This is a genomic window from Mesorhizobium sp. B2-4-13, assembly GCF_006658535.1.
GTDB lineage: Bacteria > Pseudomonadota > Alphaproteobacteria > Rhizobiales > Rhizobiaceae > Mesorhizobium > Mesorhizobium australicum.
Genome location: NZ_VFVB01000003.1, coordinates 208,991 through 225,793, shown reverse-complemented (window position 1 = coordinate 225,793; position 16,803 = coordinate 208,991). Strand labels below are relative to the sequence as shown.

The following is a 16,803-nucleotide window of genomic DNA, read 5'->3' as shown; positions in this document are numbered from 1 at the left end:
AATATTACCGATCGGCACTAGGGTGTCTGAAATCCTTCCCTCCTTGTATAAATTCCCGTCCAACTTGTATCAATCTCCTGCCTGAGCAGAACCCATTCATGTCGCCCAAAAGCCCGCAGAATTCGATCGTCGCCTATATCAACCATCTCAAGGGTGAGGACCGCAGTGTTGGCTGGGAAAAGCTGGTCAGGGCGGTAGGCGACCTCTTCGAGGGCGACAGTTCCTTGCGAGGCGACCTCGCGCATACGATGCTCTATCTCGGCTCGCGAGGCCGCCAAGATGGAAAGGAAGTGAGCGCGCATCGGTATACCCAGGCCATTAGCAAGTTCGCCGACTCGTATTTCCATGACAAAGAGAACGGATGTTTCCTTGTCGCGGAGATCGATAAGCAGGCTGTCGCCAACTTTATACACCGACGCAGCAACAAGGTGAGGAATCGCGGAACCTACCTTTTGTACATTCTTTTTATGCTTTGGACGGCGGTCGACGACGGCGAGAATGTTTTTTTCAATCATCATATCCACGCCGAGACAGGCCAGATTTCAGAATTTCTGCGCCGTCTTCTTGACCTGTTTAGAGAGAAGAAGCCGATCGCCGACGTGGCAAAATACGTGGCGGAGTTCACCGCCGCGCGGCAGGCCAGAAGTCAGCTGAAATATGACCTGGGCGGCATGATCGAGCTCGGCAACTTCAACTCGAAGGGGCTTTGGCAAGTCCTGTTCGACGAAGAGACGCCAAATAATATCGCCGCCGATCCCTCCCGTGAGCGATATTTCGTCTGCTATCGATATTCCTCCAACGAGACGCGTCCATCCATCAACAGAATGTTCCTCGTGTTTCAATCTCCGGGTTGGCTTGAGGGCCGCGAAACCTTACGTCAGCACTTTGCCTTCAAGCTGTTCTATCGCAACTCGCTGAAAGAGGTTCGCCGTTCGGCCGGTTCTGTTCTGCTCTTGGGTTCGACCATCACATGTTTCGGCAGTTCGGAAATGATCGGCTCAAAGGGTGACATCAAGAAAAAGGCGGGCGGACTTCGAGGCCCGAAAGCGATCGTTTTCAATCTCGAGACGGTCGATTCCCCGATGCTGTTTGGCATGACGCTGTCCATGAACGAAAAGCGTGTTCCGATCGCTAGCCGTATTATCGCCATCAGAACCGAACTGACGCATTCCGATCTGATCAACATCGGCAACGCTGATCCCGTCTCGATGAGCGCTGACCTTCAAACATACACCGTACTGGAGAAGAATCCGGCCATCGAAACAGTGGGGCCCGCGCGATGGAGTGACCTCATCGATATCCTGGGAAGGGACGGACATCACGGCACGCTCGAAAGTGCTCTCGTGCGCGCCTTCGACAACCGTGGACTGTTCTAAGCCGGCCCCAGCAAGCATGGCCTGCGTTTGGCCTTGAGCTGTATACGCGAAACCGGCGGTGGTACTGTTCCGCGAATTCTTCAGGCACCGCGTTTAATCAAGCCTGTTGCCGCGCCCGTCCGACGACCTTGGGAAAGGGCGGGCAGCCCGCCGCCCGCCCGGCAGCCGCCGGCGATAGAAGGCTTGGCCGGTCGCTTTTCAGTATGACGCGTTGGCGCTGCTTGCTGCCTGTGCATGGTACCAACGGGGATGGTCTTGACGTCGGGTTGCCCTTCGCCCCGTCTACCGCACAATATATTTCCTGCCATGTCGCGCGACCATCATGCTTCCTGACTGTAATCGACATCGTCGTTCAGTCCAACCAGATGGACTTCTCCGGCCAGCCATTTGTCCTTGTTCAGCAAGCCAGCGTCTTCGAGCGCCTCGATGTCGGGCAGATCGCGCAACGTATTGAAGTCGAAATGGCTCAAGAACGTCCTTGTCGTTACATAGGTGTAAGGTGCCCCGGGGGTCGGGCTGCGCGGACCTGACGCAATAAAGCCCGCGCCGCGCAGATGGCCGATCAGGTCGCGGCTTATCTCGCGTCCGAAGAACGACGATAACTCGCTTCGGGTGACCGGCTGGAAATACGCCACGGTCATCAGCACCATCATTTCGAACTGCGACAGGTCGGTGGTCTTTTTGTCAACACCGGTAGCGGCGCGGAATGGCATCGGCAAAGGCCGGCCGGGTGCGGTACTGCCAGCCGCCGGCGATCGACACCAGTTCGTAGGGCCGACCACGCAGCTCCTCGCGAATGTCGTCGATGATGAGTTCGACATTGCAGTTTTTTCCCACCACACGCCCCAGCACTTCGCGCGTCACCGGCGCGCTTGCGGCGAAGACAACGGCCTCGATCCGGCTCATCCACTCGCGCCAGCGCAGCTGCGGCGGGAGATGCTCGAGCTCCCTATCGAACAAGGACGCCTGAGCCGCATCTTCCTTTCTGCGGGCGGATTGCTCAGCCATCACTCAGAGCCCGTACAAGCGGAAGGTTGTTCGTCCTGACAGTTCACGAACAGCGTTGGCTTCCACAAGGCGCTCGAACAATCGCCGTGAGCCAAATCTTGACAGAAGCGGTGTAACCAGGGAGCCCGAAACAGCATCCTCGCACATGAGTTTCGCAATTGCCTCGCCCGCCCCTTTGGTACGCAGGCTTGGCGCCACAGCCACCAACCGCTCGGCACGTCGCGCGATCTCGCCTGCGACGCGGCAGGCTTCAGCAGCGCCTTGCGCGACCGCAATGCATACCGCTCGCTCAGATCCTCGCGCTCCGGGCCGGATCCGTGAACTGCCTGTGTGCAAGGCCGGTGTAAAAACCTGAGCGGTCAGTAGCGGAAAGCATTTTGACCAGCGCAGCTTTTTCGACAACACCAGATCGGACAGCCACCAGGCCAATTGCTCGGCGTCCGGACGAACAACAAAGATCTGCGCCGCGATCCTTGCCGCGGAAAACGGCGCCGGCGTGGGTTCGCATATAAGCGCCTCGATCCACCGGGAATCTGCTCAAGGTCCTGGCTCCAGGCTAGGCCGTGCAACTCGACGACCGCGCGCAGAGCCTCCACGCCGAGATCAATGCTGCGAGAAGCAAGCCGCTGCCACGCCGCAAGGACATTGCCGGCGGGTCCCGGATCATCGTCATGGCGGGTGAGAAGAGCTGCATCGCGCAACGCCGCTTCACTCTCGCTTCGACCGGCAAGGCGCACTGACGCGACCGCGCATTTCAATGCTAGGCGCTGCCGCCAAGCGCCGGCCCATCCCGGATCGGCGCGTACCAGCGCATCCAATGAATTCAAAGCCGCGCCTGCCATGAATGCAGCCCCGACATCGTTCGCAACCGAGCCCTGCGGAATTGCCCAAACGGGCACCGCAGGCGCCGTATGCGAAATAAAAGGACTAACGGCCGCTCGAATCATGACCCTACGACGATACGATGGCTGTGCGCTTACGGCCACTTGAAAGACGTTCTTCCGCACAGCTTGTCGTCCCGCAATAACGAATGATAATGTTGCATTATCAGTCATTTAGGCAGGCCGTTGCCCGTCCTTGGCCGGCATTGCCGCATAGACGCGGTGTCGATTGATTTCACAAGCACGAGGTCAGCCATCACGCCCAAGACCGCAGAAAATATCGCGGGGTCTCCGGGCGGGGTGAAAGGCGGTAGCGCTCTCCCGCTACCAGCCTACTTATAAGCTGTTGAATCACAGCAAAAACATGAGCCTTTGGTAGCGCCCTGTCCGAAAAATCTTCAATGATTTCAGGGCCGAGCCTGCTACCTTATGGTGCAAAGAACGTCGCAAATGCGCCAGAAGCGGTCTTTGCAGAGCAGATGTCTTGATGTCGGGCCTTTGGGGGCCACAGGCGGATCGGCGGCTTGTGGCGTCCAGAAGGAAATAGCAGACATTCCAGCGAGGGCTTAACCTCTGGCCAAATTCTGTCGCTTTGTAAGGCGCCAAAACTTCATGCAGTTGCCGCCCAAAGCTAATGCATGTATTCCGCGTACAATCGCGTACCGGGAGCGATTGTTGTTATGGATACAGGTATTAGACCGTAGGGTAAGTTCACGCAACTAAACCTCGAGAATTTTTTTATAGATTTTCTGACATCTGTTTTTGCTCTCCCCACGAGGAACAATATGCCAGGAAATGGTAACGGAAAACGGATCGGACTTACGGCTCGCGCCTGGCGGACATTTTGTGCTGCCGCAGGTGGATTCAACCGTGCACAGGCTTGGCTTGGACATTCGCCTTGGGCGACATGGCACTTTGTCCTGCTCGTTGGGGTCGTTTCCCTTTCGATGATTGCCCTCGGCTGGTGGTTCGATCAATGCGTCACCGCGGCGGCTGGTGCGACGACCGGTCTGGATGCAATTCCCGGCAGAACACAGGCAGTCGCAGCAGTCGCTCTCGCCTGGGCAGTCATGCTCGGTGCAATCAGTTTGGTCTTCCGGCGGGCCGGCGTCGCCGACGGTGGTAGCAACGCCCTCCCCCATAGCCTGCACTACGAGGGGATCGGCCTGCGCATCCATGATGGTCCCGCACAAATGCTCACCTATGTGATACTGCGCCTGGACGAACTCGAGGAGATGTTGCAAGACACCGAAGGCAGCAGCCAACCAGTGCCCAGGCAGATAGTTCAGGATGTGAAGTCGGCGAGCATCGACGCGCTGAACGATCTCAGGCAGATTTCGCGGCAGCTGGCGCGACAGGCCTGAGGTACTCACCGGTGGGCCCTGCCTTTGGTAGGCTACCGGCGCTTGGCGTAGTCGTAGGGAGATCGGACAGCGCTATCCCGCGACCGGCGTCAAAACTGCAGTGGCTTTGCCCGTTGCTTCGGCGGCAATTCCCAAGGCGCGGAAGAGCTCGTCGCGTTTGAAAGGCTTGCTTAGAAAATCGTCCATTCCTGCCTGCAGGCAAGCCTCGCGGTCGGTGGTATATGCGCTGGCCGTCAAGGCGACGATATGGGCTCGTCGGCGTTCGACGACCGACGCCTCAATCTCCCGGATCCTGGACGTGGCGCGAATGCCGTCGAGCCTGGGCATTGAGCAGTCCATCAGGATTGCATCAAAACTGGTGAGGCGGGCTGCGGCGACCGCCTCCTCACCATCACCGGCAACTTGCACGAGGCAGCCAAACTGTCGAAGGGTCTCCTCGATAAGTCCGCGTACGCGTTCGTTGTCTTCCGCCAGCAGGACACGCATTCCCGAGCGGGCCGCAGTCGCCAGGGTCCGCTTTGTCTCCGGCAAGCTGGGCGCTTGGCGCGCGGCAGAGACGGGCACGGCCGTTTCCGCGGCGATGGTGAACCGGAAGTGAGCGCCATGCGGATGAGCGTCGCTAACTTCAATAGTACCGCCAAGCCGCTCGACAAGCTGCCGGCTTATCGCCAGCCCGAGACCGGACCCGTCCGAATTGGCGCCGCGATAGAATTCCTGAAAGATGTGCTCCCGGTCATCTTCCGCGATCCCCGAACCCGTGTCCACGACCTCGAAGGCCAGAACTCCGGAGACATCGCTACCGACCCGGGCGGTCACCCCGCCTGTTTGGGTATGCTTGAGACCATTCGCGATCAGGTTCACGAGGATTTGGCGAATGCGCGTCGGATCGGAGCAGTAGCGGGCGGGCGTATTCGAAGCGCATTCGACAGCGATCGTCAGTCCCTTGCGGTCGGCAACGGCCCGCATCATGTCGCACGTTTCCAACAGAAGCGCCGAAGGCGCGAATTCGACCGAGTTGATGTTCAGTCTGCCGTGCTCGATTGCCGAAAGGTCGAGCACCTGGTTGACGATGTCGAGCAATGTCTGGCTGGCATGGTCGATGATCTCAAGTTTGGCCCGCGCGCGCCTGTCGGGCTGACTGGCGCGAAGCAACTCCGCCGCACTGATTATCGCATGCATAGGCGTCCTGATCTCGTGGCTGACCCGGGCAAGAAACTGGGTTTTCGCCGAACTGGCCGCCTCGGCAATCCTTTTGGCGCTGGCCAACTCGGCCGTGCGCTCCTCGATGCGCAAGGCGAGCTCCCGATTGTGTCTTTCAACCGTCGAGCCTCTATAGGCGAGCCATCGGAGCGCGGCGGCCAGGACCACGCTCCCCAAAATCAGGATGATGACCTCGGTGCGGAAACGCTCGTTGATCGACTGGACGGCGGGTGATTTCAGAAACACCACCGTCGGCACCACGGACCAAAGGCTCCATCCTCCCCCGACATCGGGAAAATCGAGCGGCGTCGAACTGCCATAGGCAACGTTGTCGAGGCCGGCTTCGGTTCGTAGCGAGACCTGCCTCCAAAGTTGGCCATCACGGGATCCCCTGTAGAAACCGAGCCTGTCATTGCTTAACGCATAGCCATCGTTCGGCAGAATTTCGGTAAGGACATCGGACAGTACGACCGCAGTGACGATGCCTCGCAGCTTTCCGTCAAACCCGAAGAATGGAACCGAATAGACAAGGCCCTTGCGGTTGTCATCATCAGGTGCCGTCGGCGAGTAGTGCGTGTTGTCGCACGTAATGACTTCTCTGCTTACAATTGCAGGATAGTTCAGATTCGAGATTACGTTGTCGTTGTCATATTTTCTGACTAGATAGTCGAGCTGGATTTTCATCGCTCGATACTCGAATATTTCCACTTCTTCTACATGGCTCTTTACGGAGGAGGATAAGCGAGCCGAGGTTTGATCGGCGTTCTTGCCGACTATGAATTCATCGAATGTCATCAACGGCACTTCCGGGGTCGCCGGATCGGCGTCGACGCGGTCCGGATCGAAATTGGCTGGCACTATGTACAGTTCTGAAACCGAGAGGTTTGCCGCCAGATTGTTGTAGATCTCCTGGGCGCTTACCCTCGCATCCTCTTGCAAGGAATGAGATTCGGAGCTCAGCGCTCGCACGGTCGGCAAGCGGGCGATCGTGCGAATGCCTTGGTACATCTGGCGAAAACTGGCCTCGACGTTGACCGCGACTGCTCGATTTTTGGCCTGGTTCTCTGCCTGGAACGCCAGCATCGCGGCCTTGATGTCCATTTCCCGCCCAGTGCTGAACTGGAACCAAAGCAGATAGCCGAGCGCGGCCAGCAGGAGGCAGCCACCCAACTCGATCCAGGAGAGACGCGCATGGCGCATTGATCTCGGTTTCCTGCCCAGGGACCTCACTCGTCTGGTATCATGCCCGCAAGACCTGGCGGCCCTTAGCGCATCAATTGCCCAGAAACGGATTTACCCCGCGCGACTTTTGCGCCGCGATTACCGCCGAAACACGGTTTGTGACCCCGTATTTCTGCAGAATGCCAGACATGTAATATTTGACCGTCTTTTCACTGATATCCAGCTTCTCGCCAATCTCTCGATTGGTAAGGCCCTCTTCAACGGCTTTCATGATTTGAGCTTCACGGTGGGTAAGCTGATCGACGGAAGACGCCTGCCGGACATTCAACTGTGCAGCCTGCAGCAGTTTTGTCGCAAATTCAGGCGAGACGAATGACTCGTCGTTCGCCACCGTCCACATCGCCTTCTTGAGATCTCCGGCGCTCACGCCCTTGAGCACATAGCCTCTGGCGCCTGCGTTCAAAGCAGAAATCGCCGTGGCCGCCAAATCACAGACCGTGAGGATCACGCATCGGACCGAGGGCGCCTGGACGACGATGCGCTTTAACGCCTCCATGCCACCTCCCGGGATCCCCAGGTCAAGAAGCATGATCTGGGGTCGCCACCGTTCGGCGATTTCCAGCGCTTCACGCGCGGTGCTGCCTTCGGCAACGAGACTGAAGCCCGCCTCGCCTGAAATAACAGCGCCTAGACCGCGTCGAACGATCGGATGATCGTCGACAACGGCAATTGAAACTCTATCCAGATCGCCCACGCCGCTACCCCCAGCGTACGACCCAAGGCGTGTCACACACCAGTGAGCCGTCAACCCTGCACAATCCCAATAACGGGGTATGTTAGACTTGGCTTAAGTGGATTGTCAACGCAGGAGAGACCCGACGAAGGTGCGAGCATTCAGGAAACTTTTCTAAATTCGTCCAAGCGCTAGATTGAATATAGAACAATCGGACATACCTAGCGTAACCATTGACAGTATCATGTACATTTTGCGCTAGTAGCCCGTACAAGCCAAATATATGTGCATGAGGATTTCGGGACCATGGTTAAATCAATCAGGCCTGAGAGACCGATAATAGAATGTTTGCGGCGTCGCTTGCATTTGAGCTGGCCGTCTTGGCTGCGACTGGGTCTCGGATGGACATCTAGCTTAGCACAGACGAAGTAAACGGAACGGGAAGGACAGGACGAGTCCGTCATATCGGTTGCGATGCATGCGACATATCTGAGGCCGTTGAGGCCGCGTTCGAGAAATAGCCGGGCTCGGGTTTCGGCGGGCTGGATCGCAGGAACTTCGGCCTGGGCTCACATGCCGGAGACTCGGCGCGTTTGACATTGCCGCCGTGGGTACTGCCGGCGAGGACGCGTGTGGCGCCAGCCCAATTGTTGCACACGCGAAAGCATACCTGAGGAATTCAACACCTTGGCCCAGCTCGACCAAAGTCTGGGTTTCAGCCCAGACCTTGGTCCAGGCTGGCGCCAGACCATCCGTCGAAATTCCCCAGTCTTTGTGCCGAAAACATCATGCGACGTCCGACCGTAGGCATTCGAATTGGCGGTGTCATGCTTAAGAAAGGGTTACCATAGGGAACAAACCAGTCGGAGAAGACCGGCATTGGCGCAGCTTACAGCCCCATTGCCCTCCCCCGAGAAGGCACTTCCCAACTCCCGCCAATGCGCCCGCGAGGGCGCTGATCGTAGTCTTGTCGCCGTTGCGTACGGCACACGAATGGAGAAAAGCGATGCCTTCCATCAAGCCGTTCGACATCACGCTCAGTGATATCAACTTTCTTCTCGACCAGATGCGCGACGCAATTCTCATCACTGGCTACGATGCCAGCGGTCAAGCCATCTATGGCTATACGGATGCTGGCGGAACCACCAGGACACTGGGTCTTTTTGGAACTTTCGACCCTTTAAGCATTATCGATCCAATTACCCATCTTTCTATTTACGACGGCGCGCGCGAAGCAAGCGGCTTTCGCATCCCGATCGGGTTTTTCAACAACTTGGTCGATCTCACCCGCTGGCACTGGGGCGCGACCAACGACCCGTTCCCGCGCCTGACCGAGGCCGATTACAACAACTACGTGGCACAAGTTCTCACCAATCCGGCCCTGACGAACTACACGGGTACCCTCTCGGACACCACGCAACTTGCATCACCCAGCGCTTATGGCGATCTCAACAGCACGGTGATCGACTACACGCCGCGCATGATCACCCAGACGATCAGTTCGTCGTATGGCGCGCCCGACCCAGCCACGGCGGTGGGTGGCGCCTTCACCCAATCTGGCGTTCCCCTTACCGGGAGCAGCGCGGCACAGCTCATTATGGCCCCGGGCGAACTGCTCATCGTGGCGCTTTCAGGTGGCGACCTGGTCCCGTTCCAGTTCTTCGACTCGGCTGTCTCCAGCAATCCAAGTGCCAACGGAGTGGTCGGCATCGATGTCCATTTCGGGTTGGATTTCACTGTCAGCCTCGACACCGCGCTGGGCGCGATCGCCGCGGGCCTCGCCGCACACGGCGTGACAGATGCGGCAGCGAGCATGAACAGCGAGGGACGAGTGGTCATCAGCACCGGCAGCCCTGCCGCTGGCGAGATGGCGATCTTCGACTATGCGGGCCTTGGCCTGGGTGGCACCTACGCACCAGCTGCTGGGGCAGATGCCAGCGCCATGATCCGAATGGGTGTCTACACCGATGTCGTGACGTCCGAGAACGTCATCGGCGTCGGCGGCACGACCGAGACGATCACCGAATATATGGTGCGAAACCTGAACACGCTGCCGGGTGACCCGTCGACCAGCGGTATCTTCACCCTGTTCGGCCAGTTCTTCGACCATGGTCTCGATTTCATTGGCAAAGGCGGTCAGGGTTCGAAGATCATCATCCCGCTCGACCCGAGCGACCCGATGTATTCGCAATCGCCCAGCCACACGATTACGATCTCGCGCGCCACGCCGGACGGCTACACGGTGGACGACCTGCACGGCCGCGCGATGTCGATCGCGGGTGCCGACAATGTGTGGGGCACCGGCGACGACCTGGCTGACAAGGGTGCCGATGGCGAGTGGGGCACGGCCGACGACCAGTTCCTCGGTGGCGCCGACAAGGATCTTGCGACCACCGCCGGCAACTTCACCGGTACCCCCATCGCCAAGCCGGAGACAACGACGTACACAAATCATACGTCGCCTTACATCGACCAGAGCCAGAGCTATGGCTCGGACTCGCAGACCACCTACATTCTGCGCGAATGGGTAGAGGATCCCAACCATCCGGGAACCTACATCCCAGGCGCCGAACTGCTCGACGGGCATCAGACGCAGGCCTACAACAGCCAGTATTTCGACGACTCCTCCGCGACAGGTCTCGGCGTGGGCCAGACCACCCGCACCCTCCCCACCCTGGCCGAACTCCGTGCCCACCTGGCGGAAACCGGCCGCGACGACCTCACCTGGGATGACATCAACAATCTCAGGGCTCGCGATGAAACGGGGCACGTCATCGATACGAATGGCAACGCGGCCGGCGGATTTGTCTACACCGGCGAGGCGCTGCTGCTCGACATCAACCCGGATTTCACGTTGATCAACTTCAGCAATTCGACGATCCAGGCGGGCGGCTTCGACAACTTCGGCCAGATGGCCCCATTCATCGACTTTTCCAACTTCTCGATCAGGAACGACGTTGGCGGCACTCCGGTCACCGAGGCTCAATACGCCGCGATTGGCGAGGCGCTGATGGAGTCGCTCGGCAACCACTACATAGCCGGTGACGGGCGCGCCAACGAGAATTTCGGCCTCACCGCCATCCACCATGTCTTCCATGCCAACCACAATGTGCAGTTGGTCAACCTCGAGACCATGGTCCTGCAGTCGCCAGACGTGGATGCACGCCATGGCTACCAGACTGCCGTCAATGATGGTTTTGGCGGTTCGTTCACCGACTCAGACGGCAACTACACGCTGATGAACGTGACCGGCACTGCAACCATCGACCAGATTTCCTGGAACCAGGACAAGATGTTCGAGGCTGCCAAGCTGGTCAACGAGATGGAGTACCAGCACGTCGCCATCGATCAATATGCGCGGCTGGTCACCCCTGATCTGCCGGAGTTCGTTACATACGACAACGACATCAATTCCGACATATCGCTCGAGTATTCGCAGGCCGCATTCCGTTTTGGGCATTCGCAGCTTCGCGAGACGATCGACGCCATCGATCCCAACGGCACGGTGACCAAGTGGGCGCTGGAGGCGGCGTTCCTCAACCCCGGCGCTTATAAGGCGACCGGCGCCGAGGACATCCTGCGCGGCATGTCGCAGCAGCTTACCAACGAGGTGGATGAGTTCGTCACCCCGGCCATGCAGCAGACGTTGCTCGGCCAGCCGCTCGACCTCGCCGCGATCAACATCGCCCGCGGCCGCGACGTCGGCATGCCGACGCTGAACCAGGTGCGAGCGCAGCTTCATGACGCGCTCGTTGCCGAGCGGCTCGCCGACCCGGCGACGCCGCACCATACCAACCTCATTGTCGATGCTCTTAATCCCTACACAAGCTGGGCCGAATTCGCCTCCCAGATGCAGCACCCGGAATCCCTGGTCGACTTCATCGCTGCTTACAGCTTCGACGGGGACGTGGCGAAAGCCCAGGAAGTGCTGGACCTTGAAACCGGCGTCATCACCGGCACGGGCGCCCTGACGGGCCTCAACCTCGCTGGCGCGATTGAATTCCTGAACGGCGGCGACAAGGGCTATGACAAGATCGACTTCTGGATCGGCGGCCTAGCCGAACTGCATGTGTTCACCGGCCAGCTCGGCACCACCTTCAACGCCATCTTTGAAGACCAGATGGAAAGGCTGATGGATGGCGACCGCTTCTACTACCTTTACCGGCTTGGTCTCGCCCTGAATATCGATCCGGACCTGGGTCACGCCATCACGACCGAGCAGTTCAAGGACATCATCGAGCGCGCGACCGGGGCGCAGCATCTCAACGGAGACGTGATGGGCTGGTCCGACCATACGTTCGAACTCGCCCCAATGTACGCTACGGCACTTGCGAATAATGCCGGCATGGCGAATGGTTTCAAGATTGATCCCGTCACCCATGCGGTCACCGGCCCCAGCACTGCAACGGGCTACGGCATTTATTCCGGCTCAGGCAACAGCATCGCCGGGAATGGCACACTGCTCACGAAGATCAATGCCGATCTTGGCCTTAGCAATACTTACATCGCCGACTTCCGGCCCGATGTCGGGGAGAACCCCGACGGGACGCCCTCTTCGGGCTACAATTCCCACGAAACGTTCGCCGGCACCGACTACAACGACTGGCTCGACGCCGGCAATGGCGACGACACGATCTATGGCGACAAGGGCGACGACGTGCTCGACGGCAAGGCGGGCGCCGACCATATTTACGGCGGCGACGGCCAGGACGTCATCTACGGCGGCGACATCGAGGACTTCCTCGACGGCGGCGCCGGCGACGACATCATCTATGCCGGCACCAGCGCCGGCGCGCTGGATGTCGCTATCGGCGGCCATGGCAATGACCGGATCTATGGCGAGGCCGGCATCGACGAACTCTATGGCGGCGAGGGCGACGATTATATCGACGCCGGCGGTGACACCGACCTCGCCTTCGGCGATTCGGGCAACGACATCATGTTCGGTGGCGACGGCCCGGACGAATTGCGCGGCGGCGAGGGCGACGACATGTTGTCGGGCGGCTCGGGCTCCGATCAGCTCAAGGGCGAGCATGGCGACGACATCTTCTTCGGCGGCATCGGCCAGGCGGCCCAGACCGGCGACAGCGACGAAAATCTCGGTGACACCGGTTTTGACATCGCCGCGTTCAGCGACACCAGCATCGTGCTCGACACGGCAGCCGATCTGCGCAACGTCAATCTAACGGGCGCGCCTGGCGGTACGGCCTTCGAGCCCTTCAACCAGCTCTGGACCGACCTCGAAGGCGTGATCGGCTCGAAATTCGACGACACTATTATCGGCGCCGACAACACCGGCACGGTTGATGCCGAAGGCGTCAATTCAGGCGACAACTGGCTGATAGGCGGTGGCGGCAACGACACTTTCAATACGCGGACGCCGGATTCGAACGGGAGCGTTGGCGGCAGCGGTTTTGACGTCATCATCGGCGACAAAATCCGCCTCGATACTCTGATTGGCGCCTATGGCGGCTACGATCACAGCCAAAAGGACGCGAACGGCAACATCATCCACAGCTACAGCGGAACGCTTGGAGACGGCCTTCTCGCCAATGCGGCGCTGGGCACGGAAATGTTCGCCAAGCACTTTACGGAGTTGCTCAAGACCGAAGATCGCAAGGATTTGGTGCTCGGCAGCGATCCCGGCAGTGCCGGAACCAGCGACGTCGCCATCTTCACCGGCAACAAGGCAGATTACTCGATCGATATCATTAGCCATGATTTCGGGAATGCCGATGGCCTGGTGACCGCCTATAAGATCACGGATAACCGCGATCCGAATGCGACCGACGCCAACGGTGATGTCATTCCGACAGATGGCACCGACCTTGTGGTCGGCGTCGAGGTGCTGCGGTTTGTCGACGGGGACATTCACCTGCCGCTAGTCGCACCGTCTTTGGACCTGCACGCATTCAACATCGGCAATGCCACGGATGATTTCAGCCCATCGAGCAGCTACGCGGGCAATGATGGGACCATCAACTGGTTGGGTCCCTGGACCGAAATCGGTGACAACAATGGCACTGGCGGCGACATCACCATTGCCAATGTTGGAAGCAACAACAACCCCGATAATCGTTTGAACTTCAACGCTGACGTTGCGAATAACGATAGCATCTCACGTGCCGTTGACCTGACTGGAGTCACCGCTGCGACCCTGTCGTTCACCTGGAACGAGAATGGCGCCGATCCCGGGGAGAACATTCTCGTTTTCGCCTACAACGGCTCCAGTTGGGATCAGATCGGAACGCTGGCTGCCACGAACAACAACGCGAGTGGCAACTTCAGCTTCGACCTTACGCCGGCGCAGATCGGTGCCCACACCGCGATCCGCTTCCAATATTCGGAACCCCCCAGCGGCGTTCTGGAGAATAACGAGAACTTCTACATCGATAATGTGAACATCCGCACTTCCGCCCCCATCAACGACAACTCCAATGACTACAATGCCACCTTCGCAGAAGGCGGGTCCTCGGTGCACATAGCCTCGGGGCCGAGCATTGCCGACGATGGCTCGGTCATCTACTCGGCCAAGGTCGTGCTGACCAACGCCAAGGCGGGAGACAGCCTCAACCGCAACGATATCAACGGCGACGGGATCACCGGCACGACGGATACGTCGGTTGCAGGCCAGATCACCGTCAACCTAACTGGGGCTTCCACCTTCGCTGCCTACCAGGCCGCGATCCAGGCGGTCACCTTCTCCAACAACTCGCAAAATCCCGATCCGGCCGACCGCATCATCCATGTCACGGTCAAGGACGAGTTGATCAACAGCAACGTGGCGACCACGACCATCCACGTTACCCCGGTCAACGACGCACCCAACGCGGGCAACGACAACATAGTCACCAACATCCAGGGCGCTGGATCGGTTGTCATCCCAGATTGGGCGCTCCTGGCCAACGACACTGATCCGGACGGCCCGGTGCTTGCGTTTGATGCCCTTGTCGGAAGTGCTAACAGCGGGTCCGCCTCTCACGCTGCCGGTGCTGTCACATTCACCGATACTGGTTCTAGCTCAACCGGCAATGGCGGCAATGCCCAGGGGAGCATGGGCAGTTTCACCTACAGGGTTACCGACAACGGGACCCCCGCCTACACTGACAACGCTACGGGATCTATCGACCGAAGCTCTTCGGGCACGTCAGGCAACATCAACGGCAGCGGCAGCGGCGACATCATTGTTGGCGACGCCAGAAGCAGCACGATTGATCCGGGCGGCGGCAACGACATCGTCTTCGCCGGCGGCGGCAACGACACTATCGTCTGGAACGCCAACAGCTTTGGCGGCACCGATGGGCACGACTTCGTCGATGGCGGCTCCAACACGGGGACGGGCGACCGGTTTACCGCCAACGGCAACAACTCTGCGGAGGTCTTCCGGATCTACTCCGTTGCCGAAGCGGTGCTGGCCGGCCTGACAGGACTCAACGCCGGCACGGAAATCGTGGTTACCCGCAATACCAACGGCGTTGGCGGTGCGGTGACGAACGGCAACATCATCGCGGAGCTCAAGGACATCGAGGAGATCACCGTCAACACTTCCGGCGGGACCGACAATGTTCTGATCGTTGGTGATTTCTCCCCGTCCCACCTGCAGACCAGCACCATCACCATCAACGGCAGCGACGGCGACGACACAGTCGATATCTCTGGCCTGACCTCCGATCATCGTATCGTCTTCCATGGCGCCGGCGGGACGAACCATGTCATTGGTGACCTGCGTCCCCAGGACGTTGTCGACAACGTTGCGCCTGGCAATGGAGGCGACACCTCACAAGGTGACGATGACGATGACGACGACAACGACAACGAGCACCAGAACCGTGCGCCGGCCGTGAACGGAGCCATCGTGCTGCCCTCGCTGGGCGCGAACACGGCGATGCTGATCACCGCGGCGACGCTTCTGGCCGGAGCCTCGGATGCCGATGGCGACTCCCTGACCGTGACCAACCTCACGCCGTCCTCGGGAACCGTCACCCAGGGGCCCGATGGCTGGACCTTCACACCCAATACCGACGACACCAGCCAGGTGAGCTTCAGCTACGACATCAGCGACGGCCAGGCTTCCGTTCACCAAACTGCTTCGCTGGATCTGACGGCTGCTGCCGCGGGAGAAGGCGACGGCGGGGATGCGCCGGTGCCGGGCGGCGATGCCCATCTCGGCACCGATGGTGACGATGTCATGATCGGCGGGCCCGATGCGGACGTGCTGAGCGGCGGCCACGGTGACGACGTCATCCTGGGCAATGATGGCGCGGACACGCTGCTTGGCGGTGCCGGAGACGATTTGATCAAGGCTGGCGCGGGCGACGACGTCGTCTTCGGCGGGGCCGGCAACGACATTATCTTCGGCGGCGACGGCCACGACATGTTGTTTGGCGACGCGGGCGACGATCGCATCTTCGGTGACGCCGGCAATGACGTCATCGAAGGCGGGGCGGGAAATGACACAGTCTATGGGGGCAGTGGCGACGATCGCATCATCGCCAATGTCGGCGACGGCAACGACGTCTACTGGGGCGAGGATGGACAGGATACGCTCGACTACGCGGCCATCAGCGCCAGCCTGACGATCGATCTGGGCAACGGATTGCTGCATCACGGCAGTGTCTCCAGCGCGCAAAGCGGTCAGGATACAGTGTTCGGCTTCGAGAACGTGATCGCCGGTTCCGGCAATGACACGATCATTGCCAACGACGCCGCCAACACAATGGATGGCGGGCTTGGCAACGACACCTTCGTGTTCGGATCGGCAGCCGACGCCAATGGCGACACGATCGTGGGCTTGCAGCCGGGAGACAAGATCGATCTGTCGATGATCGACGCCAACACGAGTGCCGCGGGGCATCAGTCCTTCGTCCTCTTTGCCGGAGCCGGGTTCACTTCGGCGGGCCAGGTCATGGTCAACTACCAGACGGCTGCGGATGGCGAACACACGCTGGTCAAGGGTGAGGTCAACGGAGACGGCGTAGCCGACTTCAGCATTGATGTTGCCGGTCACCACGACCTTGACGGAACCTCGTTCAAGTTCGCCTGAACGTAAATGGCCGCCG

5 protein-coding genes and 2 pseudogenes are annotated in these 16,803 nt (G+C 59.5%); 3 read left to right on the top strand and 4 right to left on the bottom strand.

Translation table 11 applies throughout. The annotated features are described in order from the left end of the window. Window positions 1-98 precede the first annotated feature (98 nt). Complete coding sequence (locus FJ936_RS09070; RefSeq protein ID WP_141906401.1) at window positions 99-1,376, top strand: hypothetical protein; 1,278 nt, start codon at window positions 99-101, stop codon at window positions 1,374-1,376. 320 nt (window positions 1,377-1,696) lie between these two features. Here FJ936_RS09070 and FJ936_RS09065 read toward each other — a convergent pair. Together FJ936_RS09065 and FJ936_RS09060 are read right to left on the bottom strand one after the other, a co-directional pair. Next, window positions 1,697-2,384: pseudogene (locus FJ936_RS09065) on the bottom strand (SMC-Scp complex subunit ScpB). Window positions 2,385-2,387: 3 nt separating this feature from the next. Continuing rightward, window positions 2,388-3,331 (bottom strand): annotated as a pseudogene (locus FJ936_RS09060) (DUF1403 family protein). 881 nt (window positions 3,332-4,212) lie between these two features. Between FJ936_RS09060 and FJ936_RS09055 the strand changes: the two are divergent. Next, window positions 4,213-4,629 (top strand): histidine kinase, encoded by a 417-nt coding sequence (locus tag FJ936_RS09055; protein ID WP_181763114.1) that lies wholly within the window; start codon window positions 4,213-4,215, stop codon window positions 4,627-4,629. 72 nt (window positions 4,630-4,701) lie between these two features. On the opposite strand, the gene FJ936_RS09050 is transcribed toward FJ936_RS09055, so the two are convergent. Next, window positions 4,702-7,029 carry a response regulator gene (locus FJ936_RS09050; RefSeq protein WP_141906399.1) on the bottom strand — a complete coding sequence of 776 codons (2,328 nt, stop codon included), beginning with the start codon at window positions 7,027-7,029 and terminating at the stop codon, window positions 4,702-4,704. Between the two features lie 73 nt (window positions 7,030-7,102). Beyond that, entirely contained in the window at window positions 7,103-7,765 is a 663-nt protein-coding gene (locus tag FJ936_RS09045) for a response regulator transcription factor (protein WP_141906398.1), read from the bottom strand. 985 nt (window positions 7,766-8,750) lie between these two features. On the opposite strand from FJ936_RS09045, the gene FJ936_RS09040 reads away from it, so the two are divergent. Further along, window positions 8,751-16,787, top strand: a complete 8,037-nt coding sequence (locus FJ936_RS09040; protein WP_141906397.1) for a peroxidase family protein — start codon at window positions 8,751-8,753, stop codon at window positions 16,785-16,787. Window positions 16,788-16,803 lie beyond the last annotated feature (16 nt).

Coding starts and splice junctions, on each gene's coding strand:
- FJ936_RS09040 (WP_141906397.1), top strand. CDS start 8,751: ATGCCTTCCATCAAGCCGTTCGACATCACGCTCAGTGATATCAACTTT.
- FJ936_RS09050 (WP_141906399.1), bottom strand. CDS start 7,029: ATGCGCCATGCGCGTCTCTCCTGGATCGAGTTGGGTGGCTGCCTCCTG.
- FJ936_RS09070 (WP_141906401.1), top strand. CDS start 99: ATGTCGCCCAAAAGCCCGCAGAATTCGATCGTCGCCTATATCAACCAT.
- FJ936_RS09055 (WP_181763114.1), top strand. CDS start 4,213: ATGATTGCCCTCGGCTGGTGGTTCGATCAATGCGTCACCGCGGCGGCT.